Consider the following 26,854-nt stretch of genomic DNA (forward strand, 5'->3'; position numbering starts at 1 on the left):
CACACAGCCCCGACGCGTGCGCACGGTTCGCGCGATCGAACGCCGCTCGCAACGCCGAAGCAGGCTCGGCAATCGTTCTGTCACAGGCCGGGAATGTTCACGCGGCGCAGCGCCGCACCAGGGCATCTTTGACGGACAAGATACCTTTACCCACAGGCCTCCCATGCTCCGACCGCGTGCCTTGTCCGCAGCCCTGCTGCTTTCTCTCACCGGGCTGTCGGCGTCGGCCGTCGCGGCGGACCAATGCGATTCCAGCCGACTTGGGCGCACGCCGCCGGCGGTCAACTTCCGGGTCGACAATGACCTGTTCGGCGGCGAGGACCAGGACCAGGGATATTCCAACGGCGCGGTGCTGACCCTGGTATCGCCCAACCTGGTGGACTACACCGACGATCCCTGCCTGCCGCGCACGGCGCGCTGGGTCAACAGCTATCTGGAACGCCTGCATCCGGGCGAGTTCGATCAGCAGAACATGGTGTTTTCGATCGGGCAGGCGATCTTCACCCCAACCGACTTCACCCGCCGCGATGTGATCCCCGACGACCGGCCCTACGCCGGCATCCTGCTGGCGAGCTTCGGCTACAACGCGCGTAACGACGCGCATTTGCGCACGACCCAGCTGCAGATCGGCGTGGTCGGTCCGTGGGCGTTCGCGCAGGAGGCCCAGGATGCGATCCACGATGTGCTGGGCGACGAGAAATTCCAGGGTTGGGACAACCAGTTGCACAACGAACCGCTGATCAACCTGGTGCACGAGCGCATGCACCGCTGGCCAGCCGATGCCAGCGGCAACGCCGATGGGTTCGGTTGGGACGTCATTTCGCACTGGGGCGGCGCGCTAGGCAACATGGCCACGCATCTGAACGCGGGCGGCGAGGCCCGCTTCGGCTGGAAACTGCCGGACGATTTCGGCAGCACCCCGACCCGCCCGGCGGGCGAGAACACCGCTCCGAGCCGGTTGAGCCGCGCCCGCGGCTGGTCGGGACACCTGTTCGTGACCTCCGACGCACGTTGGGTGCTGCGCGACATCACCCTGGACGGCAATACCTTCCGCAACAGCCATAGCGTGGACAAGCGGCCGTTCGTGGCCGATGTCGGCTACGGGCTCGCGGTGATGTACGGCCGCTGGAAATTCGCGCTCGCCCGCTACCACCGCACCCGCGAATTCGACACCCAGCGCGAGACACCGGTGTATGGGAGTTTCACCATTAGCCGGATGCTTTGAGGGCTGGGATTGGGGATGGGGGATGGGGGATTCGTGAGCGGGCTGTTGGGGCTTTGCAGCTGCAGTGGCTGTTGCGAATCCCTAATCCCAAATTTCCAATCCCCGCCAATAAAAAAGCCGGCTTTCGCCGGCTTTTTTGTTACTCCGATTCCCACCACATCCAGAAGGAATCCCAGAGGCGCTTGAAGAAACCGCCTTCTTCCACTGCATTGATGGCCACCAGCGGCGCCTGGGCGATGATCTTGCCGTCCAGGCTGACCTTCACGGTGCCGACCTGCTGGCCCTTCTTGATCGGCGCCTGCAGGTTCTTGGCCACGTCCATGCTGGGCTTGAGGTCGTTGTAGCGACCGCGCTGCAGGCTGACCGACAGCGGCTGGGCCACGCCCAGCTGCACTTCGTCCTGCGCGCCCTTCCAGACCTTCTGCTTGGTGACGACCTTGCCCGGCGCATACAGGCTGTGGGTCTCGAAGAAACGGAACCCCCAGTTGAGCAGCGCCAGGCTGTCGTCGGCGCGCTGGCGCTCGGAGCTGTCGCCCATGACCACCGCAACCAGACGCTGGTCGCCACGCTTGGCCGAGCTCAGCAGGCAATAACCGGCTTCGGAAGTGTGGCCGGTCTTGATGCCATCCACGGCAGGGTCGCGCCACAACAGCAGGTTGCGGTTGTTCTGCTTGATGCTGCCGACCTGGAATTCCTTGATCTTGTTGTAGGCGTAGGTTTCCGGGTAATCGCGCACCATCGCGCGACCCAGCAGGGCCAGATCGTAGGCGGTGGAGTGGTGGCCTTCGGCGCTGAGACCGTGTGCGTTGACGAAGTACGAGTTCTTCATGCCGATCTTGGCAGCGTAGCTGTTCATCAGCGAGGCGAAGGCCTCTTCGCTGCCGGCCACATGCTCGGCCAGGGCAATCGCGGCATCGTTGCCGGACTGGATCGCCATGCCCTTTTCCATGTCTTCCAGACGCGCGGTCTGGTTGACCGGGAAGCCGCTATAGCTGCCGTCGGTGCCGGCTCCGCCCTCGCGCCAGGCGCGCTCGCTCATCATGACCTGGTCGTCGCGGGTGACCTTGCCGTTCTTGATCTCGGCGGCCACCACGTAGGAGGTCATCACTTTGGTGATGGAGGCCGGCGCCAGTTGCTGATGGATGTTCTCGCCGGCCAGTACCTGGCCGGTGGCGTAGTCCATCAGGATCCAGGACTTGGACACGGCCGGTGCGGGCGCGGGCGGAACCGGCAATGCCGCCGGGGCAGCGGGCGCGGCGGCCGCAGCAGGCGTGGGCTGCGGCGCGGGTGTCTGGGCGCAGACCAGGCCGAAGGCGAACGTGGCCACGGCAGCGGCGGCGAAGCGGAATTTCATCGAAGAACGACTCCTGACAGGCCCGAAGGCTGGGTGATCGGAAATTGTAAAGTGCGACGGCGATCGGGGCGACGTACACCGCCGGGCGCGCAGCCGTGCAGTTCAGCGACCGCGGCGCGCAGGCGGCCGCGGCCCTCGCTGCGCGATGCCTGCATGGCGCCGACCGTGCCTGACCGACCTTGCCCGGAGCAGCCGCCGGGACAAGGCAGCCGGCGGGCAGGTCAGACCCTAGTTTGCGGCTCCGCCCCTGCCGTCCACAGCTGCTCGTGCGTGGCTGCATCTGGCCGACGGTGGCGCATCCGCCGCTGCAGACTCTCGTCAGTTGGCAACGATCTGCGGGTTGCCGAACCCGAGCCCGGCGATCCGTTGTGCGATCTCGGAGGCATTGGCGTGATCGCGTGCATTCACGCGCAGCCGCCATAGCGTGCGCCCGCCGCTGACGATATCGCTGACGCTGGCGCCGGCGATGCCGGCCGATGCCAGTTGCGACAGCGCGCGGTTGGCATTTTCGCGGCTGGCGAAACTGGCGACCTGCAGCAGGATGTTGCCAAGTGCCGTTTCGGCCGCGCTCGGGGCCTTGGCCGGTGCCGGATCGGCCGCAGGCGGGCGTGCCGGGGCGCGATCGGCAGTCTTGATTGCGGCAACCGCCGGCGAAGCAGGCCGGGGAGCCACGGCCGCCGGCTTGCCGGTGGCCACGCGCACGCCCTGCGTCTTCATCCAGGCATCGAAGTTGTCGGCATTACCGGGCTGGCGCGAATCGGCCACCCGGTAGCGCCAGCGCTCGCCCGCCGTATTGATCGCTACGCCTGTGGTCGCCACTGCGGCCGTGGCCGCCGGCGTACCCACGCTCGCCGCCGCACGTGGCGGCACGGTGCGCGTGGGCAGTCGCTGCACCAGGCCGTCGATCTGGCTGCCGGCGACAGGCCGCGCCGTGGCAACGGACGTGGTGACCGGCTGGCCACTGCGGCGCTTGGCCAGCAAGGTGCCGTTGTCGGCTTCGGTCAACCCACGCACTTCGACATTGCCGGTGCCCCTGCCGGTGATGCCCAACTTGACCGCAGCGGCGTAGCTCAGATCGATCACGCGCCCATCGTGGAACGGGCCGCGGTCGTTGACGCGCACGACGACCGAATCGCCGGTATCGGTATTGGTCACCAGCGCGAAGCTCGGCAGCGGCAAGGTCTTGTGCGCGGCGGTGAAGGCGTACATGTCGTAGACCTCCTTGTTGGAGGTCAGCCGGCCATGGAACTTGCTGCCGTAGTAGGAGGCGGTGCCGCGTTCGACATAGTCGCCGGGGCTGTCCATCACCACGTAGCGCTTGCCCAGCACTTCGTAGGGCGAGCGATTGCCGACGGCAGAGCGCGGCTCGTCGGTGACCAAGGGCTCGGGAATGCAGGCCACGTTGGGCACGTGATCGGGCGTGCTGTCCTTGATGCCGGGCTTGTACAGACCGCCGGCGGTGTAGTCGCCGCGCGTGGACGGGTCTTCCCTGGCCGGCGCATAAGGCGATGTCGAGGGGCATCCGGTGGCGACGTGCGCAGGCCCCCTTCCCTCGACCTTGATGCCCTTGACGGCACCGCTGCCATTGCCGCCTGCACTCTTCTTCGGCGCGCTGCTGCAGGCCGCCAGGCCCAGCATCAGCGCCATCGGGATCAGCCACTTGGGGCCTGTCATAGTGTTCATGCCGGAGGTAACTCCTTGCCGGCAATGGCCTCGGACAGCTGGAACACGGCCATCGCGTACATCTTGGAAATGTTGTATCGGGTGATCGCGTAGTAGTTCTGGAAGCCGAGCCAGTACTGCTTGCCGTTGGCATCGTCCAGGTTGATCGGGGTGGCCGTGCTGCCGGCCACGACTGGCGCGCTGGGGTGATAGCCACGCGCGGACAGATCGGCCAGCGTGTACACCGGCGTCCAGTCGGTGGGATTGAATTCTTCGTGCCCGGCGGCCAGCGTGGCCGGCACCGCGACCTGCCCGCCGCGCACCCAGCCACCTTTCTTGACGAAGTAGTTGGCGATCGAGGCGAACACGTCGTTGTAGTCGGTGAACAGATTGCGCTTGCCGTCGGCATCGCCGTCAACGCCGAACTGGCGATAACTGGACGGCATGAACTGGCCCATGCCCATCGCACCGGCGTAGCTGCCGATCAGCGTGGTGACATCCAGTTGCTCTTCCTTGCCTAGCGCGAACAGCTGGCCGAGTTCATCGCGGAAGAACAGCTCGCGCCGCACCTCGCGTTCGAGCTTGGCCGGATCGCCGCTGCGCGGATAGCGGAACGCCAGCGTGTACAGCGCATCCAGCACGCGGTGCTTGCCGGCGTTGCTGCCGTAACTGGTCTCCACCCCGATGATGGCCACGATCACCTGCGCCGGCACGCCGGTGGCCGCTTCGACCTTGCTGAGTTCGGCACGGTGTTCGGCCAGGAACGTGCGGCCGCCATCGATGCGCGCCTGGGTGATGAACATCGGCCGGTATTCGTTCCACGGCTTGACCCGCTCGGCCGGGCGCGACATCGCGGTGATGATCGCGTCCTTGAATTGCGCCTGCGCCAGGGTCGCCTCGATCTGCGCCGCATCGATGCCGTACCTGGCGGCGGTGTCGCGCACGAAGTTGGCGCGGGCGATCTCGAACGGCACCGGAGTCAGATCCACCGGCGGCAAGGTCGGCGCTTCGGCAGCGGCACTGGCAGGCGTGGCGGACGCTGCCGGCGAGCCCGGCGGTTTGGCCGGCGGGGCGCTGGCGGCCGGCGGCGGGGACGGAGGGCTGGGCTGGGTCGCGCAGGCGACAAGGCCGAGGGTGAGCAGGCAGGTCAGGGTGCGTCGAATCATCGGCCGAGGGTAACAGACATCAGATGAACTTCTGGCAATAAGACCATGAAACGAAAAGACTTTAGGCAAAGTCAAGGGCAGGCGCAGCAGTGGCGCTGGTTTTTCCTTCGGGAATCCGGGTCAGGTCCATGTGGCGCGTGCGCAGAGCCGGGACCCGGAGATTGAAAGCGGAGCCGGTACGCCGCGACAGCAGTGCCCCCCCCCTTGCGGATAAACCGGGCCGCAGCTGCAGTCCCAGCCGTCGCCGCACCCTCGACCTGGCGCGGCAACAGCGGGTGCGGTCACAACGCTGGAAAACGCGGCGCTCCCGAACAAGTGGGCACGGCGCCTTCGATTTGCACGGCACCGGTGGTGACGCCGGGACCGGTGGGCGTCAGTGCGCTATTGCTCAACCCGATCTTCGCGTTGCTCGCAGTGACCGACGTGTTTCCGGTCGCCACATTGGCAAGCACCAGGTCCAACGGCGTCTGTGCGTCGTAACCGCGCAGGATCCAGCCCTTGCCACCTGCATCGTTCGCGCTGCGCAATCCATCCACGACGATGGCGCTGAAGGTCGGCTTGGTACCGCTGCTGCCACTGGCGTAGAACGGATTGATCACGACCGGGCTGGTCACGCCGTACAGGCAGGTGTTGCGATAGGTGACCTGGCTGACCGCACCGCCCTTGACGATGCTGGTCTTGATGCGCAGGCCGTTGTTGTCGGTGCTGCGGTTGCCTGCGTCGTCGGTGGACACCAACGCGTTGTTCTCCACCAGCACGTTGCTGACGCCGAACATCACCTCGCTGCCGATCGAGATGCCATGGGTGCCGTAGAACCGCGAGTTGCGCACGGTGATATCGGCCGACCTGGAATTGATGGTCTTGATCGCTACGCCGTCGTCGCCGCCCATCACGTCGCTGTCGTGGATGGTGGCATCGACCACGCTGTCCAGATCCAGCCCGTCGGTATTGGGGCTGGTGGCCGGCGACTTCACCCGCACGCCCCAGATGGTGAGTCCGTTGACGATGTGCGAGAAGAAATGGAAGTACGGCGCGTTGATCAGATTGATGTGGTAGAGGGTGAACGCATTGGAATTCTGCACCTTGATCAGGTCCGGGCTGTTCTGCATCTGACCTGCGGCCTTGGCGTTCTCGCCGAATTGCCACCAGCTGGTGTTCTTGCCCAGCATGGTCAGATCGCCGCGCCCGTCGATAGTGCCCTGGCGATCGCCCCGACGAATCCCCATGACGCCGGTGTTGTTGCCCTTGACGCTGATCAGCGGCAAGCAGCCACCGCTCTTGGAGCCGGCCACGCCGCAGCCACTGCCGTAATCTGCCGGATTGCGCGAGCCGTACAAGGTGACGCCTTGATCGACGACCAGGGTGACATTGGCCGGAATCGACAGCGGGCCCGTCAGGAACGCGTTCCCACTGCCGCTGGTCAACAGCACGCTTCCGCTCTTGCAGGCATTGAGCGCGTCCTGGATGGCCTTGGTATCGGGTGGCGCGCCTTCCAGTACGGCGTCGAACACGCGCCCGCTCGGCGTGTGGCTGGCTCTCACCGGCTGGCAGGTTGCAGGAATCGTCGGCTCGGAGACGGCACGCGTATCGCCGGTGGCGAAGGTGACGGCGCCGGCCTGTGTGGCAAGCGTCAGACAAACGCCACCAATGGTAGCGGGGAGCAGTTTCATAGAAGGATAGTCCGTGAGGAAGAGAGTGCGCGAATCTGCAGGCGATGCGGCGCGGCCGTCATCGCTGCAGCGGCGTGGCGGACTCTACGCAGAGCGGCATGTGGCCGTGCAGCGCTGGCGAATCGTCCACCGTGCGAACGAAGCGGCGCCATGAGGGCATGTGCGCACTGCAAAGCAGTGCGTAGAACATGCGATGTGTCGCAGCGCGGCAACACGGCAACGGACCGCTGTGACAACCGCAAACGATGCAGCGTGCAGGCGCGACGCCCGCGTCTGCCGATCGGCGCGACGCAATCAAGTGCAACCACGCGCGCAGACACCGGGACTGACACGATGGCGATGCGTGGTCGCGATCGTGCGGGTCAGTATCCGTGCACCGGTCGATGCGACTTCACCGCCATCACCAACCCCAGGCCTGCCAGCAGCGACACCGCCGAGGTGCCGCCATAACTCATCAGCGGCATCGGCACGCCCACCACCGGCAGCAGGCCGGAGATCATGCCGCCGTTGACCAGCACATAGACGAAGAAGGCCAGACCGGTGGCGCCGGCGATCAGGCGTGAATAGGTATCGCGCGCCTGGGCGGCGATCCACAGGCAGCGGCCGATGACGATCAGGTACAGGCTCAGCACGGTGGCCACGCCGATCCAGCCGAACTCCTCGCTCAGCACCGAGAACGCGAAGTCGGTGGTCTGCTCGGGAATGAAGTTCAGATGCGATTGCGAGCCCAGCCCCCAGCCCTTGCCGTCCAACCCGCCCGAGCCAATCGCGATCTTGGACTGGATGATGTTCCAGCCGGCGCCGAGCGCGTCGTTCTCGGGATTGAGGAACATCATGATGCGGTCCTTCTGGTAGGGGCGCAGCAGCCAGAACCAGGCCACCGGCGCCGCTGCCGCCACACCGCTCACGCCCACCGCCACCCACCACCACGGCAATCCGGCCAGCAGCAGCACGAACACGCCGCTGGCAGCGATCAGCACGCCGGTGCCGAAGTCCGGCTGCAACATGATCAACGCGGTCGGCACGCCGATGATCATGCAGGTGACCAGCACGGTGGAAATGCGTGGCGGCAGCGGCATGCGGTGCAGATACCAGGCGGCCATCATCGGCAGGCTGATCTTGAGCAGTTCGGCCGGCTGCAGGTAGAACACTTTCAGGTCCAGCCACTGGCGGCCGTACTTGCCGGTGCCCAGCACGAACACCGCCAGCAGCGGCAGCATCGACAGACCATAGATCCACGGCGTCCATGCCCGCAGGCGCAGCACCGACATGCGCGAGATGCACCACATCGCGCCGGTGCCGATGACGAAGCGCACGCCCTGCGCCATCACCAGGTGATCGCCCTCGGCAGTGCCGCCTGCGCTCTTGAGCACCGACAGGCCGATCGCCATCAAGCTGCCGAGCGCCAGGCACAGCACCCAGTCCAGGCTGCGCGTGAAGCGCGCAGCCATGTCCACCAGCCAGCGCAGGATGTCGCTCAATGGTCGGTCTCCTGCACCGTATCCGGGACATCCGGCACCACCGGTTGCGCCGGCGTGGTGGGGTCCAGCGCAACGGCGGTCTGGCCGATCATCACCGGCAGTTCTTCCAGCGCGGCGGCGGCCGTGTCGCCGGCCTGGCGCGCGTCGGTGGCACCGGCCTCGAACTGGTTGATGCCCACCGCGGTCATGCCGAGTTCGCTATCCAGCGGTTCCAGTCCGGCCGGCATCTTGCCCAGCAACCAGGCGTCGAAGATCTTGCGTGCGATCGGTGCCGCCGAACTGGTACCGAAGCCGCCGCCTTCCACCGCCACCGCCACCGCAATGACCGGATTGTCGGCGGGCGCAAAGCCGACGAACAGGCCACGGTGGCGCAGATGCAGCGGCAGGCTGCGCGGGTCCACCGCCGCCACGCCCTTGCGGCTGACCACCTGTGCGGTACCGGTCTTGCCGGCCATCTGGTACGGCGCGCCGGGGGTGATGGCATAACCGGTACCGCCCGGTCGCATGGTGTCCATCATGCCCTCGCGCACCACCTGCAGATGCGCCGGGCTCGGGCTCAGCGGCTTGCCCGGCGGCTGGATCATCGGTTGCCAGGGGTGATCGAAACCGGTGCGCTGCTCCAGCACCAGATGCGGGCGCAGCAGCAGGCCGCTGGCGATCGCCGAGACCCCGCGCACCAGCTGCAGCGGAGTCACCTTCCAGTCGCCCTGGCCGATGGCGATGTTGACCGTATCGCCGGGATACCAGCGTTCCTTGCGGGTCTTGTACTTGTAGGCAGGCGACGGCAGGATGCCGCCGATCTCGCCCAGCAGGTCCACCCCGGTGGGCTGGCCGAAGCCGTAGTCGGACATGTAACGGTCGAAGCGCTCGATCCCCATGTCCACCGCCAGGCGGTAGTAATACGTATTGACCGACTGCGCGATCGACTTGCGCAGATCGGTCCAGCCATGCCCGCCACGGTGCGAATCGCCCCAGCCGCGGCTGACCCCGGGCAGATAGAACATGCCCGTGGACAACACCCGGTCCTCCGGACGCCGCAGGCCGCTGTCCAGCCCCGCCAGCGCGATCAGCGGCTTGAGCGTGGAGCCCGGCGCCACGCCACCCAGCACCAGCCGGTTGAACTGCGGCCGCGACGGGTTGTCGTTGAGCATGCGGAAATCGCTGTGCGAGATGCCGTTCACGAACAGATTGGGATCGTAGCTGGGCAGGCTGACCATGCCCAGGATCTCGCCGGTACGAGGGTCCATTGCGATCGCCGCGCCTTCGTGCTCGCCGAACGCGGCCACCATCGCGCGCTGCAGGTCGGCGTCGACCGACAGCCGCAGATCGGCGCCGGACTGCGGTGCGACCCGGCCCACGGTGCGGATGGCGCGGCCCTGTACATTGGTCTCGACCTGCTCGTAGCCGACCTGCCCGCGCAGGTCCTGCTCGTAGTAGCGTTCCAGCCCGGATTTGCCCATGTGGGTGAGCGCAGCGTTGCCCTCGCCGAGGACCGCCAGATCCTTTTCGTCGATGCGGCCGACGTAGCCGATGATGTGCGCGAACAACGGCCCGAACGGATAGCGCCGGGTCAGGTACGGTTCCAGCTCCACGCCCGGGAAGCGCCAGCGCTCCACCGCGAAGCGCGCCATTTCCTCGTCGCTCATGCGCAGCTTCAGCGTCACCGGCAGGAAGCTGCGGCGCGCGCGGCGTTCGCGCTTGAAGCGCTCCAGATCCTCCGGCGCGATCGGGATCACCTTGCCCAGTGCAGCCAGCATGGCGTCCATGTCGGCCACCTTGTCCGGGGTCACGTCCAGGCGGAACGCCGGCACGTTCTCGGCCAGCAACCGGCCGCTGCGGTCGTAGATCATGCCGCGCCCGGGGACCACCGGCTTGGGCTTGATGCGGTTGGCTTCCGAGCGGGTGGCGTAGACCTCGTGGTCGAGCACCTGCAGCTTGAAGTACCACCCGCCCAGGCCGACCAGGCAGACGACCACCATCGCAAAGCCCAGCACCGCGCGGCGGCGGAACTGCTCGGCTTCGGCGTGCGGATTCTTGGCCTGGCGACGACCGTGCATGGGCTACTTCTTGCTCCGCTTGCCCAGCCGCACCGCATCCAGCAGCACGAACAGCGGCGGCCACAGCGCCATGCCCAGCAGCGGCGCCCACCAGTAGCTCCACGGCAGGGTCGGCTCGCCCACCGCCAGATGCACGGCCGAGGACACGATGCGGTCGTTCAGCAGCAATCCCCCGATGGCCAGCGCCTGCTGGGAGAGCGGAAAGAACCGCATCCGCGCGCGGAAGCGCTGCAGGATGAAGGTCATGATCACCAGCCGCAGCGCCTGCTCGCCGAGCAGCCCGCCATACAGCAGATCGGCCAGCACCCCGGCCACGAAAGCCACGCCCAGCCCGACCCGGTCGGGCGCTTCGATCACCCAATAGGCCAGCACCAGCGCCAGCCAGTACGGACGCAGCGGCTGTACCAGCGCCGGCAACGGCAGTAGCCCCAGCACCAGCGCAACGAAGATGCTGACCGGCAGGATCCAGGTATTGCGCATGCGGGTCATTGGTCCGTCTCCTGTGGAGACGGACGGGATTGGGGATTCGGGATTGGGGATTCGTTTGAAGCAGCGCCCCGCTGCGGGGACGGGCGGGAATCGGGAATTGGGCCGTTGGACGCGGGAAGGCGGGCGGGCGTGCTGGACGGGCGGCCGGATGCTGGAGCGCTGGACGGCTGCGCGCCGGGCGCGGCAGGTGCCGCTGCGGACTGTGCAGGCGGTGCGGTACCGGCCCCCGATGCCTCGGAGGCAGTGGGGCGTGCCGGATCAATCGCTACATTGGAAACTCCGCCCGCCGGCGTACGTGGTGTGGCGGTCACCGGCGCGCTGGCCGCCGCCGCCGCGACACTGTTGCTGTTGCTGTTGCCAATCCCCACTCCCGAATCCCCAATCCCGCCCCCAGGAACTACCCGCAACGGCTTGCCCGCCCGCAGCAACAACACATCCCGGCCCCGATCCAGCTTGGCCGCCGGGGTCAGTTCGCCGACCAGGAAGGCGTGGGTGTCGTCCGGATGCAGTTCGGAGACCTTGCCGACCGGGAAGCCGGCCGGGAAGCGGCCGCCCAGGCCGGAGGTGACGATCTCGTCGCCCACCTGCACGCCGGCACTGAGCGGGATGTCGCGCAGTTCCAGGCGGTCGCCGCGGCCGTAGACGATCAGGCGCACGCCATTGCGCGCAACGCTGACCGGCACCGCATGATCGGGGTCGGTCAGCAGCAGCACGGTGGAATGCAGCGGGGTCACTTCGATCACCTGGCCCATCAAGCCGCCAGCATCGATCACCGCCTGGCCCAACCGCACGCCGTCGCGGCTGCCGGCATCCAGCAGCAGGCGCTGGCGGGTGGGGTCCAGGTCGATGTCCAGGATCGGCGCCAGCTGCACGTCCAGGCCGCGGCGCTCGGCCACGTTGAGCAGTTCGCGCAACTGCGCGTTGTCCAGCGCGGCGGTCTGCAGCCGGGTCAGGCGGGCATTGGCCACCAGCAGCTGATTGCGCAGGTCGCGGGTTTCCTCCACCAACTGCGCATGGGTGGCAGCGTTGTCGCGCACCTGCGAGCCGATCCGCCCCGGCAGCCCGGCCACCGCCCAGATCGGCTGGATCAGCAGATTGGCCTGCAAACGCAGCTGGCTCAGCCAGCCACCACGGCTATCGAGTCCGATCAGCACGACCGCCAGCACCAGATAGACCAGCAACCGCAGTGTGGAGGTGACTTCGCCCGGACGGGAGGCGACGGGAGGACCGGCGTAGGAGGGCACGTTCAGGGCCGGGATTGGGGATTCGGAATTGGGGATTCGGGGAGCGGTTGGCTGCCCCCGAGACGAATGCGGCTAACACGTGAATCAGCGGAACTGCGCGGCAATCCCGCCGCGCCGTAGGCAGGAACCGCTGTTGCGAATCCCCAATGCCGACTCCCGACTCCCGAACGCCTCACTCCGGCGCGAAGAACTCGTTGCCATGCATGTCCACCAGCTCCAGCGCGCGACCACCGCCGCGGGCCACGCAGGTGAGCGGGTCGTCGGCCACCTGCACATGCAGGCCGGTTTCCTCGGAGATCAACCGGTCCAGGTCGCGCAGCAGCGCGCCGCCGCCGGTGAGCACGATGCCGCGCTCGGCCACGTCGGCGCACAGTTCCGGCGGGGTCTGCTCCAGCGCCAGCTTGACTGCGGAAACAATGCCCGACAGCGGCTCGTGCAGCGCTTCCAGCACTTCGTTGGAGTTGATCTTGATCATCTTGGGCACGCCCTCGGCCAGGTTTCGGCCGGAGATCTCCATCTCCTGCACCTCGTCCTGCGGGTAGGCGCAGCCGATCTGCAGCTTGATGCGCTCGGCGGTGGCTTCGCCGATCAGCATGCCGTGGTTGCGGCGCACGTAGTTGGTGATCGACTCGTCGAAGCGGTCGCCGCCCACCCGCACCGACTGCGAGTAGACGATGCCGTTGAGCGAGATCACCGCCACCTCGGTGGTGCCTCCGCCGATATCGATGACCATCGAACCGCGCGCCTCGGTCACCGGCATGCCGGCACCGATCGCCGCGGCCATCGGCTCTTCGATCAGGTAGACGTCGCGCGCACCGGCCTCTTCCGCCGATTCCTTGATGGCGCGGCGCTCGACCTGGGTGGAGCCAGCCGGCACGCAGACCAGCACGCGCGGGCTGGGACGCAGCACGCGCGACTTGTGCACCTTCTTGATGAAGTGCTTCAGCATCGCCTCGGTGTAGGTGAAGTCGGCGATCACGCCATCCTTCATCGGGCGGATGGTGGTGATATGGCCGGGAGTCCTGCCGAGCATCTGCTTGGCCTCGGCGCCGACCGCCGCCACCGAGCGCGTACCGCCGATCGCACGGTCCTGACGCACCGCCACCACCGATGGCTCGTTCAGCACGATGCCCTGCCCGCGCACGTAGATCAGCGTATTGGCCGTGCCCAGATCGATGGACAGGTCGTTGGAGAACATGCCGCGCAGTTTCTTGAACATCGAGGGAGTTGTTCCTGGGTGAGTCGCGCGCCCTACCGCCAGAGTGGCGAAAATTTGGGCAGAAAACGAAGTCGGCTAGCCTAGCAATCCCCCCCGGGGTGAGCAAGGAAAAATCGGCCGTCCCGGCCCCGTTTTCATGTGCCGGTCACGCCAGCCATGGCATGCGGTTGTGGCCCTGATCGGTCGCAGCCGTTACCCTTTGCGCCGCGGCGCACGCGCCGTCCCGCTGCCATGCCCGGCAACTGGCGGGTATTTCCCTACGCAAAGGCCTGATTCGATGTCCGCACTGATCTGTGGTTCCCTCGCCTACGACACCATCATGGTGTTTCCGGACCAGTTCAAGAACCACATCCTGCCGGACAAGGTGCACATCCTGAACGTTTCGTTCCTGGTGCCGCGCATGCGCCGCGAGTTCGGCGGCTGTGCCGGCAACATCGCCTACAACCTGCACCTGCTCGGCGGCGCACCGATTCCGATGGGCACCGTCGGCCAGGATTTCGGCCCCTACCGCGAGCACTTCGAGGCCCTGGGCATCGACCTGTCGCGCGTGAAGATCATCGACGACCTGTTCACCCCGCAGGCGTTCATCACCACCGACCACGACAACAACCAGATCACCGCCTTCCACCCGGGCGCGATGATGCGCAGCTACGAGAACCACGTGAAGGACGTGCCGGGGGTGACCCTGGGCCTGGTCGGCCCGGACGGGCGCGAAGGCATGATCCAGAACGCGGAAGAGTTCGCTACCGGCGGCGTCCCCTTCATCTTCGACCCCGGCCAGGCCATGCCGCTGTTCAACGGCCCGGAGCTGCGCCAGTTCATCGAGCAGGCCGACTACGTGGTGGTCAACGACTACGAGTCCAATTTGCTGCAGGAACGCACCGGCTGGGACGAAAAGGACATCGTCTCGCGCGTGCAGGCCTACATCACCACCCAGGGTCCCAAGGGCGCACTGGTGCACACCCCGGAGAAGACCTACGACATTCCGCCGGCGCACGAGCGCCGCGTGGTCGATCCCACCGGCTGCGGCGATGCGTTCCGCGCCGGGCTGATCTACGGCATCCAGCACAACTACGACTGGCTGACCATCGGCCGCATGGGCAACCTGATGGGCGCGCTGAAGGTGGAGCACCCGGGTACGCAGAACCAGCGCTTCGACTTCGCCGAATTCAACGACCAGTTCAAGCAGCAGTTCGGTTACGCGCTCTGACGCGCACCGCCGCTGATCAGCGCTTGCCCTTCTTCCCTTGGGAGAAGGTGTCCCGCAGGGGCGGATGAGGGTGCGCCTCGGAGATCTACCATCACCTGTCATGACAAACGCGTCGCCACGCGCCATCAGACCTGAATCACCGACTGCTCCACTGCCTCGCCCCGTACCCTCTCCCCAACCCCTCTCCCGGCGGGAGAGGGGCTTTATGCCGACAGCGCGGCATCGTCAGCGGCGACAGCGCACTTTGCTGCAATGCAGTTTGAGCATCACCACGGTTTGTGTCTCTACTGACGCCTCGCGCCCACTGAGGAACGCTGGCCCATGTCAGAGCCAAGCGTTATCGCCGATTCCCAGGTTTCTCCGGAGTTCGAGCCCGACCTGCTACGGCAGATCCGACGGTTGCGCGACATCGCGCCACTGGCGCCGCCGCTGACGCGCTCGTGGCGGCGCTGCCTGGACGACTACGCGCTGCTGCCCGAGGCCACGCCCGCTCCGCTGGTCCATGACGCCCTGCACCTGCGCGAGCGCCAGCAGCGCCTCGGCGAGGTGCTGCGTATCGCCAAGGTGGAAATGGAAAACCTGTACGAGCAGATCGCCGGCAGCGGCTATGCGGTGATCTTTGCCGATGCCCAGGCCACGGTATTGCACAGCGTGCACGATGCCACGCTGGTGCACGAGTTCCGCCAGGCCGGCTTGCTGTGCGGCGCCAGTTGGGACGAATGCCATCAGGGCACCAACGGGCTGGGCACGTGCGCGACCGAGCGCACGCCGGTGAGCGTGCACCGCGGCGAGCATTACCTGACCCGGCACCTGCCGCTCTCCTGCAGCGGCGCGCCCATCCTGGATCCGCACGGCGGCCTGCTGGCGGTGCTGGACGCCTCCACGCCCAATGCGCAGGACAGCAAACAGATCCAGCGCCATACCATGGCGTTGGTGAGCATGTCCGCCGCGCAGATCTCGCGCTCGCATTTTCTCAACGAGTTCGCCCACGCCTACATCCTGCGCTTCCACAGCCGCCCGGAATTCGCCGGCCTGCTGCACGAAGCCTTGATCGCCATCGGCACCGACGGCCGCGTGCTGGCGGTGAACGAAGCGGTGCTCGAGCAGCTGGGCAAGATCGATCGCAGCCTATTGGTGGGGCGCGACATCTCGCAGGTGATGCAACTGGACTTCGACACCCTCGAACACCGCGCCGGCAGCGACGCCGGCACGGTGTGGTCGATCCGCTGCGCCTGCCACGGGCGCCGCTTCTACGCGCTGGTACGCCCGCCCCGTGCGCGTCCGTCGCCGTCGGGCGTGGGCGGAGCCGCGGCGGCGGTGCCGGACACTGCCGCCGCACCGGGCGAGCACATCGGCTCCGATCCGCGGATGCGCCATAACCTGGCCAATGCATTGAAGCTGGCGGCGCACCGGGTCTCCATCCTGCTGCGCGGCGACACCGGCACCGGCAAGGAAGAATTCGCCAAGGCCGTGCATCGCGGCTCGCCCTGGTCCAGCGGGGCGTTCGTGGCGATCAACTGCGCCGCGATTCCGGAGGCGCTGATCGAAAGCGAACTGTTCGGCTATGCGCGCGGGGCGTTCACCGACGCTGCGCGCGAAGGACGTCACGGCAAACTGTTGCAGGCCAGCGGTGGCACCTTGTTCCTGGACGAAATCGGCGACATGCCGCTGCCGTTGCAGAGCCGCCTGCTGCGCGTACTGGAAGACCAGTGCGTCACGCCGCTGGGCAGCGAGCGCACGGTCGCGCTGGAACTGCACGTCATCAGCGCCAGCCATCGCGATCTGGCCCAGCGCGTGGCCGCAGGGGAGTTCCGCGAAGACCTGTATTACCGACTCAACGGCGTGGTCATGCACCTGCCGCCGCTGCGCGAACGCAGCGACAAGGCCGAGTTGATCCGCACCCTGCTGCACGAGGAAAACCCCGAACGCAGCGTGCGCATCAGCGAGGAGGCCATGCACAAGCTGCTCAGCTACGCATGGCCGGGCAACCTGCGCCAGTTGCGCAATGTGCTGCGCACCGCGGCGGTGCTGTGCAGCGGTGGCGTGATCCGCCTGCCCAACCTGCCGCAGGAGATCGTCGACGCCGGAAGCGCCCCCTGCCTGGTGGATGGCCGCGCGGTGGCCGCCGACGACATGCCGGGCCGCGTCGCGCTGGATCAGGCCGAACGCATGGTGCTGCAGCAACAACTCGAACGCCACCGCTGGAATGTCAGCCGCACCGCCGATGCGCTGGGCATCAGCCGCAATACGCTGTATCGCAAGCTGCGCAAGCATGGTCTGGCTACTGGATGAATCGGGGGCCGGGATTCGGGATTGGGGATTGGCAACAGCTAGCAGTCGGCGCCGCCGGTGCATCGGCGTTTACGAATCACGAATCCCGAATTCCGAATCCCCGCCTCAAAGCGCCCAACGCAGCCCGACCACATACTGCCTGGGTACGCCGGGTGCGAGAAAACGCGCCGGGCCGGTTTCTACCGGTGCATCTTGCGGGCGGGCCAGCTCGCCGTCGGGGAACACGTCTTCGGCCACGGCGGCATAGGTGGCGTAGTGGCGGTCGAACACATTGTCGATCCGCGCGAATAACGACACGCGTGGAGTAATGGCCCAACGCGCCTGCAGGTCGACCAGGGCATAGCCGGCAGTGCCGATGTCGATGCGCTCGGGCGCGGCTTCGCCCGCTTCGGCATTGTCGACCTGACCGTCCTCGTTGCCGCTGGCCACGCGCCCGGACACCGCGCGCACGCCGGCGCCCAGGGTCAGCGCATCGCGCTGCCATTCCACCGCGGCCTTGAGGTTGTGCCGCGGCAGTGCGGCAATGCGCAGGCCAGGCCGCAGCGCGATCACGCGCTCGCCGGACAACAATTCGCCGCTGCTGCGGTAGGTCGCGTCCAGGTAGCTGTAGCCGGCCGACCACTGCCAGCGACCGCTGCGCTGCTGCAGCGCCAGATCGGCGCCCTGGTAGCGGGTACGGCCGACGTTGTCGAAGTACCCCAGCTGGGTATCGGGCGCGCGCAGGAACAGGATGTCGTCGCGGTTGTCGGCCCGGTACAGCGACAGCGTCGCCTGGGTGTCGGCCGATGGCGCCCAGCGCGCGCCCACTTCGACCGTGCGCGAGACGATCTGCTCCAGCGGTGGATCGGCCTGCAGGCCGGTGGGGAGGCGGCACGGCTGGGTCGGATCGGCACAGCCCAGCTCGATGGCGGTGGGCGCGCGCGTGTTCTGCGCCACCGAGCCGTACACGGTCAGCCCGGAAGCGAGCCGATGGGTCAGCCCCAGCGAGGGATTGGCCTTGACGTAGACGAAGCGCTCGCGCGGGCGGTCGCCGTCCTCGGCAGTGGAGAGGATGTTGTCCACCACCACCCGATTCCAGCGCACTGCCGCAGTGAGATGGGTCGCCTGGTCGATCGCCCAGGTATCGGCGACGAAGGCGCCCAGCGTCTTGGTGCTGCCGCGCACGCCGGAAAAGAACGTCCGCTCGGCATCGGGATCGGCCCACACCGAGCGGTCCGGCTGTACCCAGCCATCGCGGGCGAACTGCCGATACCGCACGTAGCCGCGATCGAAGGTCACGCCGGTGCTGAGCGCATGCGCCCCCCACTGCCCGGTCAGGTTGAGCGCCAGCCCCTGCGCATCCTGGCGCATCCAGGTGGTGTTCAGTGCCCCGGTCGGCAGCGCATCGGCATCGGCGCGCGCGGTCCCGCAATCGGCATCCAGCGCGGTGCCATCTGCGGCATAGCCGGACGCACACTCTTCGACGAACTCTTCGTAGTCTTCGCCGATGTCGCCGTTGACGGTGTCGCGCCGGCCCACGCGCGAATAGGCCAGCGCGTGCAATGCGGTGTCGGCATCGAAGCGATGATCCAGCTGCGCGGTCAGCAGCGTGTTGCGATTGCGGGTGAGGTCCGGCGAGGTGTATACCGCGCGGCGGTCGGCGCGATACAGCCCGGGCTCAGGCCCTTCGTCGGTGTAACGCGTCTGCGGCAGCAGGCCGTTGCCGATCAGGCGGCTGCGCCCGTGCAGCAGCGACAGGCTCCAGTCGGTCTGCTCGCCCTGCCGACCGAGCTTGCCGAACAGCGTGCCCAGCCGGCCTTCGGACGCATCGCGCCAGCCGTTCTCGTCGAAACCGGTCACTGCGATGAACCCATGCCAGCCGTCCGCGCCGGCGACGCCATAGCTGGCATCCAGGCGCCTGCGCGCGCCGCTGCCCAGACTCAACTCGCCCTGCACGCCCGGTGCGGTGAGTCCGGAGGCAGTGGACAACACCACCGCGCCCCCCAGCGTGTTCGGACCGAACAGCGGGTTGGAACCGGGCATCAGGGTCACCGCCGTGATCGCCGCTTCGGGCAGCATGTCCCAGCTGACGATGTCGGCGAACGGTTCGTTGAGGCGTACGCCATCCAGATACACCGATACCCCCTGCGAGGCGCCCGGCAAGGCCGAGGCGCGGAAGCCGTGGAAGGTGAGGTCGTTCTGGAACGCGCTGCCCTGCACATCGTTGCCATCCACGCCGACGAAGCGCCGCTGCAGCAGATCGCCGAGATTGTTGCTGCGCCCGCGCGACAGGTCGGCCGTGTTGGCCGACTGCACCATGTACGGCAGCTGCCCCGCATCGATGGTGGTGCCGGGGATCGGCGTGGCGGTGACCTCGACGCGATCCAGCCAGGTGACCTGCGCCGCCTCTGCCGCCAGCGCCCTGGCAGCGCCGGCCAGCGATGCCAGGGCACAGGCGCCCACCAATGCGTGGCGCCCCAACGGCGCGTTCCTGCGTGTGGCTGCTGTCATGTCGCGTCTCCGTCAATAAAGCACGATCGATTTGATGCCGCGCGCGGCGCGCAGATCCGCCAACCCCTGGTTGATCTCGTCCAGCGCCAGCGTGCGGGTGATCAGTGGTGCCAACCGGATTTCGCCGCGCAGGCAGCGCTCCACATAGCCGGGCAACTCGCTGCGCCCTTTCACCCCGCCGAATGCGCTGCCGCGCCACACCCGCCCGGTGACCAGCTGGAACGGGCGGGTACTGATTTCCTGCGCAGCGTCGGCCAGGCCGAGAATGACGCTCTCGCCCCAGCCCTTGTGGCAACACTCCAGCGCCGCCCGCATCGTGCCCACATCGCCGACGCATTCGAAACTGTGGTCGGCGCCACCGTCGGTGAGATCCACGATGACCTGCTGGATCGGCGCGCCGTAGTCGCGTGGATCCAGGCAATCGGTGGCGCCCAGCGCGCGCGCCAGCGCGAACTTGCCCGGATCGATATCCACTCCCACGATGCGCCCGGCCTGCGCCAGCACCGCCCCCTGCACCACCGACAGCCCGATGCCGCCCAGGCCGAACACCGCCACGCTATCGCCGGGACGCACGTGCGCGCCGGTGAGGACCGCGCCCACCCCCGTGGTGACCGTGCAGCCGAGCAGACAGACCTGCTCCAGCGCGGCCTCGCGCGGGATGCGCGCCACCGCGATCTCGGGCAGCACGGTGTACTCGGAAAAGGTGCTGGTGCCCATGTGATGCAGGATCGGGCGCCCGTGCAGCGAGAACCGGCTGCTGCCATCGGGCATCAGCCCACGCTCCTGGCTGCTGCGAATCGCCTGGCACAGGTTGGTACGGCCGGAACGGCAGAACTTGCAGACCCCGCATTCGGGCATGTACAGCGGGATGACATGATCGCCGGCCTGCACGCTGGTGACGCCGATACCCACCGCTTCCACCACACCGGCGCCTTCCTGCCCCAGGATCGCCGGGAAGCTGGCCGCATGCCCGTGGGCCAGCGCGTGCACATCGCCATGGCAGATGCCGGTGGCGACCAGCCGCACCAGGACCTCGCCGGGGCGCGGCGGCTGCAGCTCCACTTCTTCGATGGTCAGCGGCTGATGCGGGCCCCAGGCCACCGCAGCGCGTGTCTTCATCCCGCCTCCCTGGCGCGCGTGGGCATGGCGGCCACTCAGCGCGCGATGACCACGCCCCACGGCAGTTCGCCGACAGGGATCTGTTTGCGTTCGCGCAGGCTGGCGGTGTCGATCACGCTCACCGTATTGGAGCGCCCGTTCGCCACGTACAGCTTGTCGCCGGCCGGGGTCAGCGCCGGGTTCCATGGCCGCAACCCGACCGGGATCTCGGCCAGGCGGCGTGCGCTGCGGGTGTCGATCACGCTGACCGTCCCGGCGCCACCATTGGAGGCATACAGGCGCGCGCCGTCCGCAGACAGGGCAACCCCGGCGGTGCGCACGCCAGCCGGCAGACTGGCGCGGCGGGTGCGGGTCTGCAGGTCGATCACATCCACCACGTCGGCCGTTTCCTGCGCGATGTAGACGCGATGACCATCCGGCGCGAAGGCCATGCCGCGTGGGTGGCCGCTGGTGGCCACCACGCCGATCGAGCGCTGCGTGGTCAGATCGATCAGGTCCATGTCGTTGGAGCCTTCGTTGCTGGTCAGCAGCCACTTGCCATCGGGTGTATACGCGCAGTGCTCCGGTGCCTGCCCACGCGTGGCGATGACCTGCTGCACCGCGAAGCGTGCGGCATCGATCAGCATCACCTGGTTCTGCCCCTCCACGCACACCGCGAACTGTCTGCCATCGGGCGAGCGCGCGATGCCTTCGGCGTTCTCGCCGATCTGCACGCTGCGCAGCACGCTGTCCTTGGCGATGTCCAGCTCGATCAATCGGTGGTGTTGCGCATCGATCAGGTACAGATGGCCCTGTGCCCCGGGCAACAGTTGCTGCAGGCGATTGCCCAACTGGCCTTGTCCGGTGAGGGTACGCACCACCGTATCGCTGCGGGTATCGATCACCGACACCGTGCCGCTGCGCTGATTGGGCACGTACGCAAACACCGGCGCAGTCGCAGGCGCGGGCGTTGCATCGGTGGAGAGCGGCGGCGCGAGGGGAGCGGACCTCGCCGTGGAGGCAGTCACCGCCGCATCGCGCTGGCAGCCGGCCAGCAGCACCAGCGCGCCGAGTGCAGCCACCGCACGCAGGCGCAGCCAGGTGCCGCAAACCGCTTTGAAGACGCCAGGCCTCATTGCGCCTTGCCTGCGGTCTTGTTGATGGAATGGATGAAGGCGAGCAGCTTTTCGGTATCGCCGGGCTTGAGCACCGGTGCGAACGGCGGCATCTGCCCCACCACTTTTTCGTGGCCGATCCGGGTCTTGCCATGGGTGATCATCGCGGCGGTGCCTTCGCTGATCAGCGCACGCAAGGTGTCGTCGTCGCTGCCATAGACCCAGATGTCGTTGGTCAACGGCGGGCACATGCCACCACCCCCGGTACCGCCGTGGCAGGCATTGCAGCCGGCGGAAAAATAGATCTTCTTGCCTTCGGCCACCAGTTCCGGCGTGACCTTGACTTCCGGCCCCTTGGGAATCGGAACCACCGTGGCTGGAGGCGTGGGCGGCGTAGCCGGATCCGGCGCCGGCCCGGCCGCGAGATTGGGCATGGCCGCCGGCGCGGCAGCGGGTGGCGGCGCTGCGGTCGCCGCTGCCGGCGTGCTGGCGGCGGGAGGGGCGGCCGCATCACGCGCCGGGCCAGGCGGCGCTTCCTCCTTGCCGCATGCCGCCAACATTGCACTGAGCAGCACGCTGCATAACGCTGCACGAACGGAACGATCGAGACAACCCACGATGGTCTTGCGCATGGACGAACCTTTCTGATCGGAGGGAACGCCACGCACAGATGCGCGCGGCGGAAGAAGCGGTCAGTGTCTGGAGGGGTGGGCGGTATCGCTCAGCAGGGTGGCCAGCGCGGTATCGCCACGGTCCTGTGCCAGCGCCGCCGCCGTCTTGCCTTCGCGATTGCGCACCGCCGGATCGGCACCGGCAGCCAGCAGGCGTCTGGCGACCTGCTCGCGGCCGGCCGCGGCTGCCAGCATCAAGGCAGTGACGCCGGCCCGATTGGCGTGCCCCGCGTCGGCTCCGCGTGCGAGCACCGCATCGAGAATGGCCGGATCGTCGCGCGCCACCGCAAACATCACCGGCGTGAACCCGGTGGCGTTGGCGCGCCGCGCATCCGCTCCGGCGGTCAGCAACGACCGCACCACCTCCACATCGGCGTACGCCACTGCCAGTTCCAGTGCGCTCCAGCCATCGCCGGACACCGCGTCCACCGGCGCACGCTTGCGCAGTAGCCGGTCGACGCTGTCGGCATCGCTGGCCCAGGCGGCCTTCATCAGCGCGGTCCATCCACCGGCATCGCGGGCGTCCAGCCGCGCGCCGGCATCCAGCAGCAGACCCACCAGGTCGGGTTCCTGGTTACGGATGGCCTGATGCAGCGGCGGCTCGCCGAGCAGATTCGGCCGGTTGGCATCGGCGCCATGCCGCAGCAACCAGGCCGCGCGCACCGCATCGCCGGCATCCAGCGCATGCGCAAGCTCCTGATTCGGGTCGGCGCCGCCGGCGATGCGCAGTTGCAACTGCGCCAGCTCCTGCGACGACGCGGCCTGGCTGGGCGACTTCGGCGCCGGTGTCGGTGTGGCGTAGGGCCCATGCGACGGCAGATCGCCGGCCACGACGCAGTCGCTGCACCGTACCAGCGGCACCCGGTAATCGCGAAGGATGGCCTCGATCTTGCCGGCGCTGCGTTCGAATGCCGTGTTCAACGCATCGCGCAGCTCGGCATTCTTGCGCGCCACCGCCCATGCCATCGAATACTCCAGCACGGCATCGTCGACGGTGTTGAGCGGCACCAGGCCCAAGTCTGCGGGCGCAGCGTAATAGCCGGCGACCGGGCCCCAGGATTCGGCGGCATCCAGCTCGCCTGCGGCGACGCGCTGCACCAGCTTGCCAGGGTGTTCTTCCGGCGCGGTGGCCGAATCGTAGAACAGGTACTGCACCTCGCCAGTGACGCCGTGTTCGTACAGCGCCTGGCGCGCGGGCGAACTCTGGAACACGCCCAGCCTGATCGATTTCAGCGCCGGGTCGTCCAGGGTGCGGGGCGCCAGCTGCAGGCCTTTGCGCGCCACCAGCACATAGCTGGAGCGATAGAGCGGCACCGTGGTGAGCCCCTGTTCGAAATCGCTGTTGAGATCCATCAGCACATCGCAGCGGCCGGCATTGATGGTGCTGCGCGCCAGCCCGCGCTGGTAGTAGGTGCGCCATTCGTAGTCCAGCCGCCGCCCCATGGCTTCGGCCACCACCTGCGCGATCCTGTTCTGGAATCCCTCGCCGGCCTTGTTGGACAGCGGCATGTTGCCCGGATCGGCGCACACCCGCAGCACCGTGGAATCGGGTGGCGGTGGCGGTGCGGCAGCTGCCGCTGTAGGTGTGGCCGGCGTCACCGCGGCGGGCGCGGTGGCAGAAGCGCGAGCCGTCGGTGAGGACGGCTCGCGTGTGCAGCCGCCGGCGACGAGTCCGAGGCTGCAAACCAGTAGCACCCTGCGCAGCTGCGCAACCATGTCGTGCGCGCCGGCAGCCCGCTGCCGCCGCCCACGCCCCACGCCTTGCATCGACATCATCGCGCCGTTTTCGCTGCGGCATTGGCGGTACCGCCACCCGCGACGGACGCCGTAGCGGTCGCCGTGGTGGATATGGTCTTACCGGCGCCGTCGATGCGGAAGGTATGCACCATGCCGCCCAGCGGGATCTTGTCGAAACCGGCACCGAAGGCCAGTCCGGCCGCACCCAGCGCACCGTAAGGATCGCTCGGGTCCAGGCCGCCGGTGACCGGCAGGCCGATCCAGCCGCCGATGCCGGAGAACACCGCGATGTACTGGTGACCATTGGCCTTGTAGGCGATCGGGTTGCCGATGATGCCGGAGGGCAACTTCATCTCCCACAATTTCTTGCCGGTGTCCTTGTCCACCGCGCGGAACCAGCCATCCAGCGTGCCGTAGAACACCAGCCCGCCGTCGGTGACCAGGGTGCCGCTCCATACCGGGAACTTCTCCTTGATCTCCCATTTGGACTTGCCTTCCACCACGTCGAAGGCCTTGACGATGCCCAGCGCGCCTGGCTCGTTGGGCTTCATCATCACGTTGGCGAACACATATGGCAGACCCATCATGGTGTTGCCGCGTTCCTGCGGTTCCAGCTCCATGTGCCAGTTGTTGGTACCGCAGAAGAACACCGCCGCATTGGCCGGATCCACCGAGCAGGGCTGCTGGTCCTTGCCGCCCATCGCCGAAGGGAACGCCTGCACCTTCTTGCCACGTTCCAGCGGCGAATGCGCGGCCACCTTCACCGGCCGGCCGGTCTTCATGTCGATGCGTTCGGCCCAGTTGGCCGGCACGAACTTGTGCGCGCGCAGCAGCGTTCCGTCACGGCGATCCAGCACGTAGGCAAAGCCGTTGCGATCGAATTGCACCACCGAGGGCACCTGCTTGCCGTCGATGCTCAGATCCACCAGGATCGGTTCGTTGATGCCGTCGTAATCCCATTGGTCGAACGGGGTCTTCTGATAGCCCCACACCGCTTCGCCAGTATCGATCTTGCGCGCGAACAGCGTCATCGACCACTTGTTGTCGTGCTCCCCGTTGTTGCACTCCTCCTGCGTGGTCTTGCCGCAGCGATACGAGGGACTCCACAGACCGGGATTGCCGGTTCCGTAGTACACCAGCTTCAACTTGGGATCGTAGCTGTACCAACCCCAGGCCGCGCCGCCGCCGCGCTTCCATTCGTCGTTGGGGAAGGTCTTCACGCCCAGATCGCCGAGCTGGCCGTATTGCGGATTGGCCTTGTTGAAGTCCGGGCCCAGACAGATCGCCTTGTCGGTGCCGGCCGCATCGCAGGACCAGGCCTGCTTGCCATCGGACAGGTTGTAGGCCGCCACGCGACCGAGCACGCCGAACTCGTTGCCGCTGATGCCGGCCACCACCTTGCCGTCGGCGATGATCGGCGCCATGGTGATCGTCTCGCCCTTGTCCGGGTGTGCGAGCTTCTGCTTCCACACTTCCTTGCCGGTCTTGGCATCGAGCGCGATCACATCGCCGCTGAGGCTGCCGAACACCAGCTTGCCATCGGCATAGGATGCGCCGCGGTTGACGGTGTCGCAGCAGGCCACCGCCACCGAACGCTCGTCCTGTTGCGGGGTGTACTTCCACAGCACCTTGCCGCCATCGTCCTGCGCGGCCAGGTCGATCGCGAACACGTTGTTCGGGTATGCGCTGACCATGTACATGATGTTGCCGATCACCAGCGGCTGCCCTTCGTGACCGCGGGTGGCATCGGTCTTCATTTCCCACGACATCTTCAGATTCTTGACGTTGTCGCGGTTGATCTCGGCCAGCGGGCTGTGGCGGGTCAAGGCGAAGTCGCGGCCGATCCCGCCCCAGTTGTCCGGGTTGCCTGCATTGCTGGCGAATTCGCCATCGGTATCGACCACGGCGGCGGCCGGTGCAGCGGCGGGAGCCGCGCCAGGCGTGGGTGCTGCGGTCTGCGCCGGCGTGTCCTTCTTGCAGCCGGACAACACGGCGCTCAGCGCAAGCATCAGCAGCGCGCCGCGGCGAAGGCTGCTGCAGGAAGATTGGTGCATATGCGTCTACCCCTCTCGGTGAAGAATCCAATCGAACGAAGCCACTGGCGTTTGATGCACGCGACGACGGCGCAAACGGGTGGGCACCGCCGGAAGACTCAGCACAGCGCGTGCCAGCGGGCTGTTGCGGCGCAGCACCTTGTCGTGCAAAGGCCTTGTCTTGGCTGCGTCTACATGGCGCGCAAGGTGTAACGGTTCTGGCACACTTTGCGCCGCACGCGCTGTCGCAGCGCCGGTACAGCGCTACCTGGCGGGGCTGCACGCTGCCGGACAGTGTTTTGATGGATACATGGCTACACCCGGCGTGTCGGGCAGGCTTGCCGCAGGCACTGGCATGCTCAATCGTTGAGGAACCTGCGCGGCGCGACAGCTGCAGGGATCAGGGCACGCGATGCTTTCGTTGCGGCGGCATTGCGACGCCGCCGACCCGCTCGACGCTTACCGACCGAGGCGCTCGCACTGGCTGCGTGGACGCGGACAGCACACGGCTGCGCGGGCGTGCACTGACCACGTGCGAGCCGGTGTCAGAGACCCGGCTGCCGGATCGCAGTCTTCCCGACCGGGCGCAAGTGGTGGTGGATCCATCGATGGCTGCATCGGATGGCGCGCTGGAGCATGGC

18 protein-coding genes are annotated in these 26,854 nt (G+C 67.3%); 3 read left to right on the plus strand and 15 right to left on the minus strand.

What is annotated here, in order from left to right:
• Positions 1-163: 163 nt before the first annotated feature.
• Positions 164-1,225 (plus strand): lipid A deacylase LpxR family protein, encoded by a 1,062-nt coding sequence (locus LL964_RS12615; protein WP_104585780.1) that lies wholly within the window; start codon positions 164-166, stop codon positions 1,223-1,225.
• Positions 1,226-1,364: 139 nt separating this feature from the next.
• Here the strand turns inward: LL964_RS12615 and LL964_RS12620 are convergent, their stop codons facing one another.
• From LL964_RS12620 to LL964_RS12660, 9 genes are all read right to left on the minus strand, one after another.
• A complete protein-coding gene (locus LL964_RS12620) occupies positions 1,365-2,579 on the minus strand; it encodes a D-alanyl-D-alanine carboxypeptidase family protein (protein WP_104585782.1) in 1,215 nt (404 codons plus the stop codon).
• 318 nt (positions 2,580-2,897) lie between these two features.
• Positions 2,898-4,262: a septal ring lytic transglycosylase RlpA family protein gene (locus tag LL964_RS12625; protein WP_104585784.1), complete on the minus strand. Its 1,365-nt coding sequence runs from the start codon at positions 4,260-4,262 to the stop codon at positions 2,898-2,900.
• Complete coding sequence (mltB, locus tag LL964_RS12630) at positions 4,259-5,407, minus strand: lytic murein transglycosylase B (RefSeq protein WP_104585786.1); 1,149 nt, start codon at positions 5,405-5,407, stop codon at positions 4,259-4,261. The genes LL964_RS12625 and mltB overlap by 4 nt, the downstream gene beginning before the upstream one ends.
• Positions 5,408-5,688: 281 nt before the next feature.
• Positions 5,689-7,077, minus strand: a complete 1,389-nt coding sequence (locus tag LL964_RS12635) for a glycoside hydrolase family 28 protein (RefSeq protein WP_104585788.1) — start codon at positions 7,075-7,077, stop codon at positions 5,689-5,691.
• 362 nt (positions 7,078-7,439) lie between these two features.
• Complete coding sequence (rodA, locus tag LL964_RS12640) at positions 7,440-8,558, minus strand: rod shape-determining protein RodA (RefSeq protein ID WP_104585790.1); 1,119 nt, start codon at positions 8,556-8,558, stop codon at positions 7,440-7,442.
• Positions 8,555-10,615 carry a penicillin-binding protein 2 gene (gene mrdA, locus LL964_RS12645; RefSeq protein WP_104585792.1) on the minus strand — a complete coding sequence of 687 codons (2,061 nt, stop codon included), beginning with the start codon at positions 10,613-10,615 and terminating at the stop codon, positions 8,555-8,557. The genes rodA and mrdA overlap by 4 nt, the downstream gene beginning before the upstream one ends.
• Before the next feature lie 3 nt (positions 10,616-10,618).
• Positions 10,619-11,104 (minus strand): rod shape-determining protein MreD, encoded by a 486-nt coding sequence (mreD, locus tag LL964_RS12650; protein ID WP_104585794.1) that lies wholly within the window; start codon positions 11,102-11,104, stop codon positions 10,619-10,621.
• Positions 11,101-12,348: a rod shape-determining protein MreC gene (gene mreC / locus LL964_RS12655; RefSeq protein WP_104585796.1), complete on the minus strand. Its 1,248-nt coding sequence runs from the start codon at positions 12,346-12,348 to the stop codon at positions 11,101-11,103. Before mreC ends, mreD begins: the two co-directional genes overlap by 4 nt.
• 172 nt (positions 12,349-12,520) lie before the next feature.
• Complete coding sequence (locus LL964_RS12660) at positions 12,521-13,567, minus strand: rod shape-determining protein (protein ID WP_010368259.1); 1,047 nt, start codon at positions 13,565-13,567, stop codon at positions 12,521-12,523.
• Positions 13,568-13,844: 277 nt separating this feature from the next.
• On the opposite strand from LL964_RS12660, the gene LL964_RS12665 reads away from it, so the two are divergent.
• Complete coding sequence (locus LL964_RS12665; protein WP_104585798.1) at positions 13,845-14,777, plus strand: carbohydrate kinase family protein; 933 nt, start codon at positions 13,845-13,847, stop codon at positions 14,775-14,777.
• A gap of 321 nt (positions 14,778-15,098) precedes the next feature.
• On the plus strand, positions 15,099-17,069 hold the full coding sequence (locus LL964_RS12670) for a sigma-54-dependent Fis family transcriptional regulator (RefSeq protein ID WP_104585800.1): 1,971 nt from the start codon (positions 15,099-15,101) through the stop codon (positions 17,067-17,069).
• A gap of 105 nt (positions 17,070-17,174) precedes the next feature.
• Here LL964_RS12670 and LL964_RS12675 read toward each other — a convergent pair whose 3' ends face one another.
• Genes LL964_RS12675 through LL964_RS12700 form a run of 6 tightly spaced genes read right to left on the minus strand, consistent with a single transcriptional unit; the run spans position 17,175 to position 26,234 of the window.
• Positions 17,175-19,559, minus strand: coding sequence for a TonB-dependent receptor (locus tag LL964_RS12675; protein WP_104585802.1), 2,385 nt, complete (start codon positions 19,557-19,559; stop codon positions 17,175-17,177).
• A 12-nt stretch (positions 19,560-19,571) separates the two neighbouring features.
• Entirely contained in the window at positions 19,572-20,678 is a 1,107-nt protein-coding gene (locus LL964_RS12680) for an S-(hydroxymethyl)glutathione dehydrogenase/class III alcohol dehydrogenase (protein WP_104585804.1), read from the minus strand.
• 35 nt (positions 20,679-20,713) lie between these two features.
• The gene (locus LL964_RS12685; protein ID WP_104585806.1) at positions 20,714-21,793 is read right to left on the minus strand and encodes a beta-propeller fold lactonase family protein; all 1,080 of its coding nucleotides are present in this window, start codon (positions 21,791-21,793) and stop codon (positions 20,714-20,716) included.
• Positions 21,790-22,440: a c-type cytochrome gene (locus LL964_RS12690; RefSeq protein ID WP_167395208.1), complete on the minus strand. Its 651-nt coding sequence runs from the start codon at positions 22,438-22,440 to the stop codon at positions 21,790-21,792. Before LL964_RS12690 ends, LL964_RS12685 begins: the two co-directional genes overlap by 4 nt.
• A gap of 24 nt (positions 22,441-22,464) precedes the next feature.
• The gene (locus LL964_RS12695; protein WP_228329447.1) at positions 22,465-24,219 is read right to left on the minus strand and encodes a quinoprotein dehydrogenase-associated putative ABC transporter substrate-binding protein; all 1,755 of its coding nucleotides are present in this window, start codon (positions 24,217-24,219) and stop codon (positions 22,465-22,467) included.
• A complete protein-coding gene (locus LL964_RS12700; protein WP_323132946.1) occupies positions 24,216-26,234 on the minus strand; it encodes a methanol/ethanol family PQQ-dependent dehydrogenase in 2,019 nt (672 codons plus the stop codon). The genes LL964_RS12695 and LL964_RS12700 overlap by 4 nt, the downstream gene beginning before the upstream one ends.
• Positions 26,235-26,854 lie beyond the last annotated feature (620 nt).

This window comes from Xanthomonas melonis, assembly GCF_020783655.1.
GTDB classification, from domain to species: Bacteria; Pseudomonadota; Gammaproteobacteria; order Xanthomonadales; family Xanthomonadaceae; genus Xanthomonas; species Xanthomonas melonis.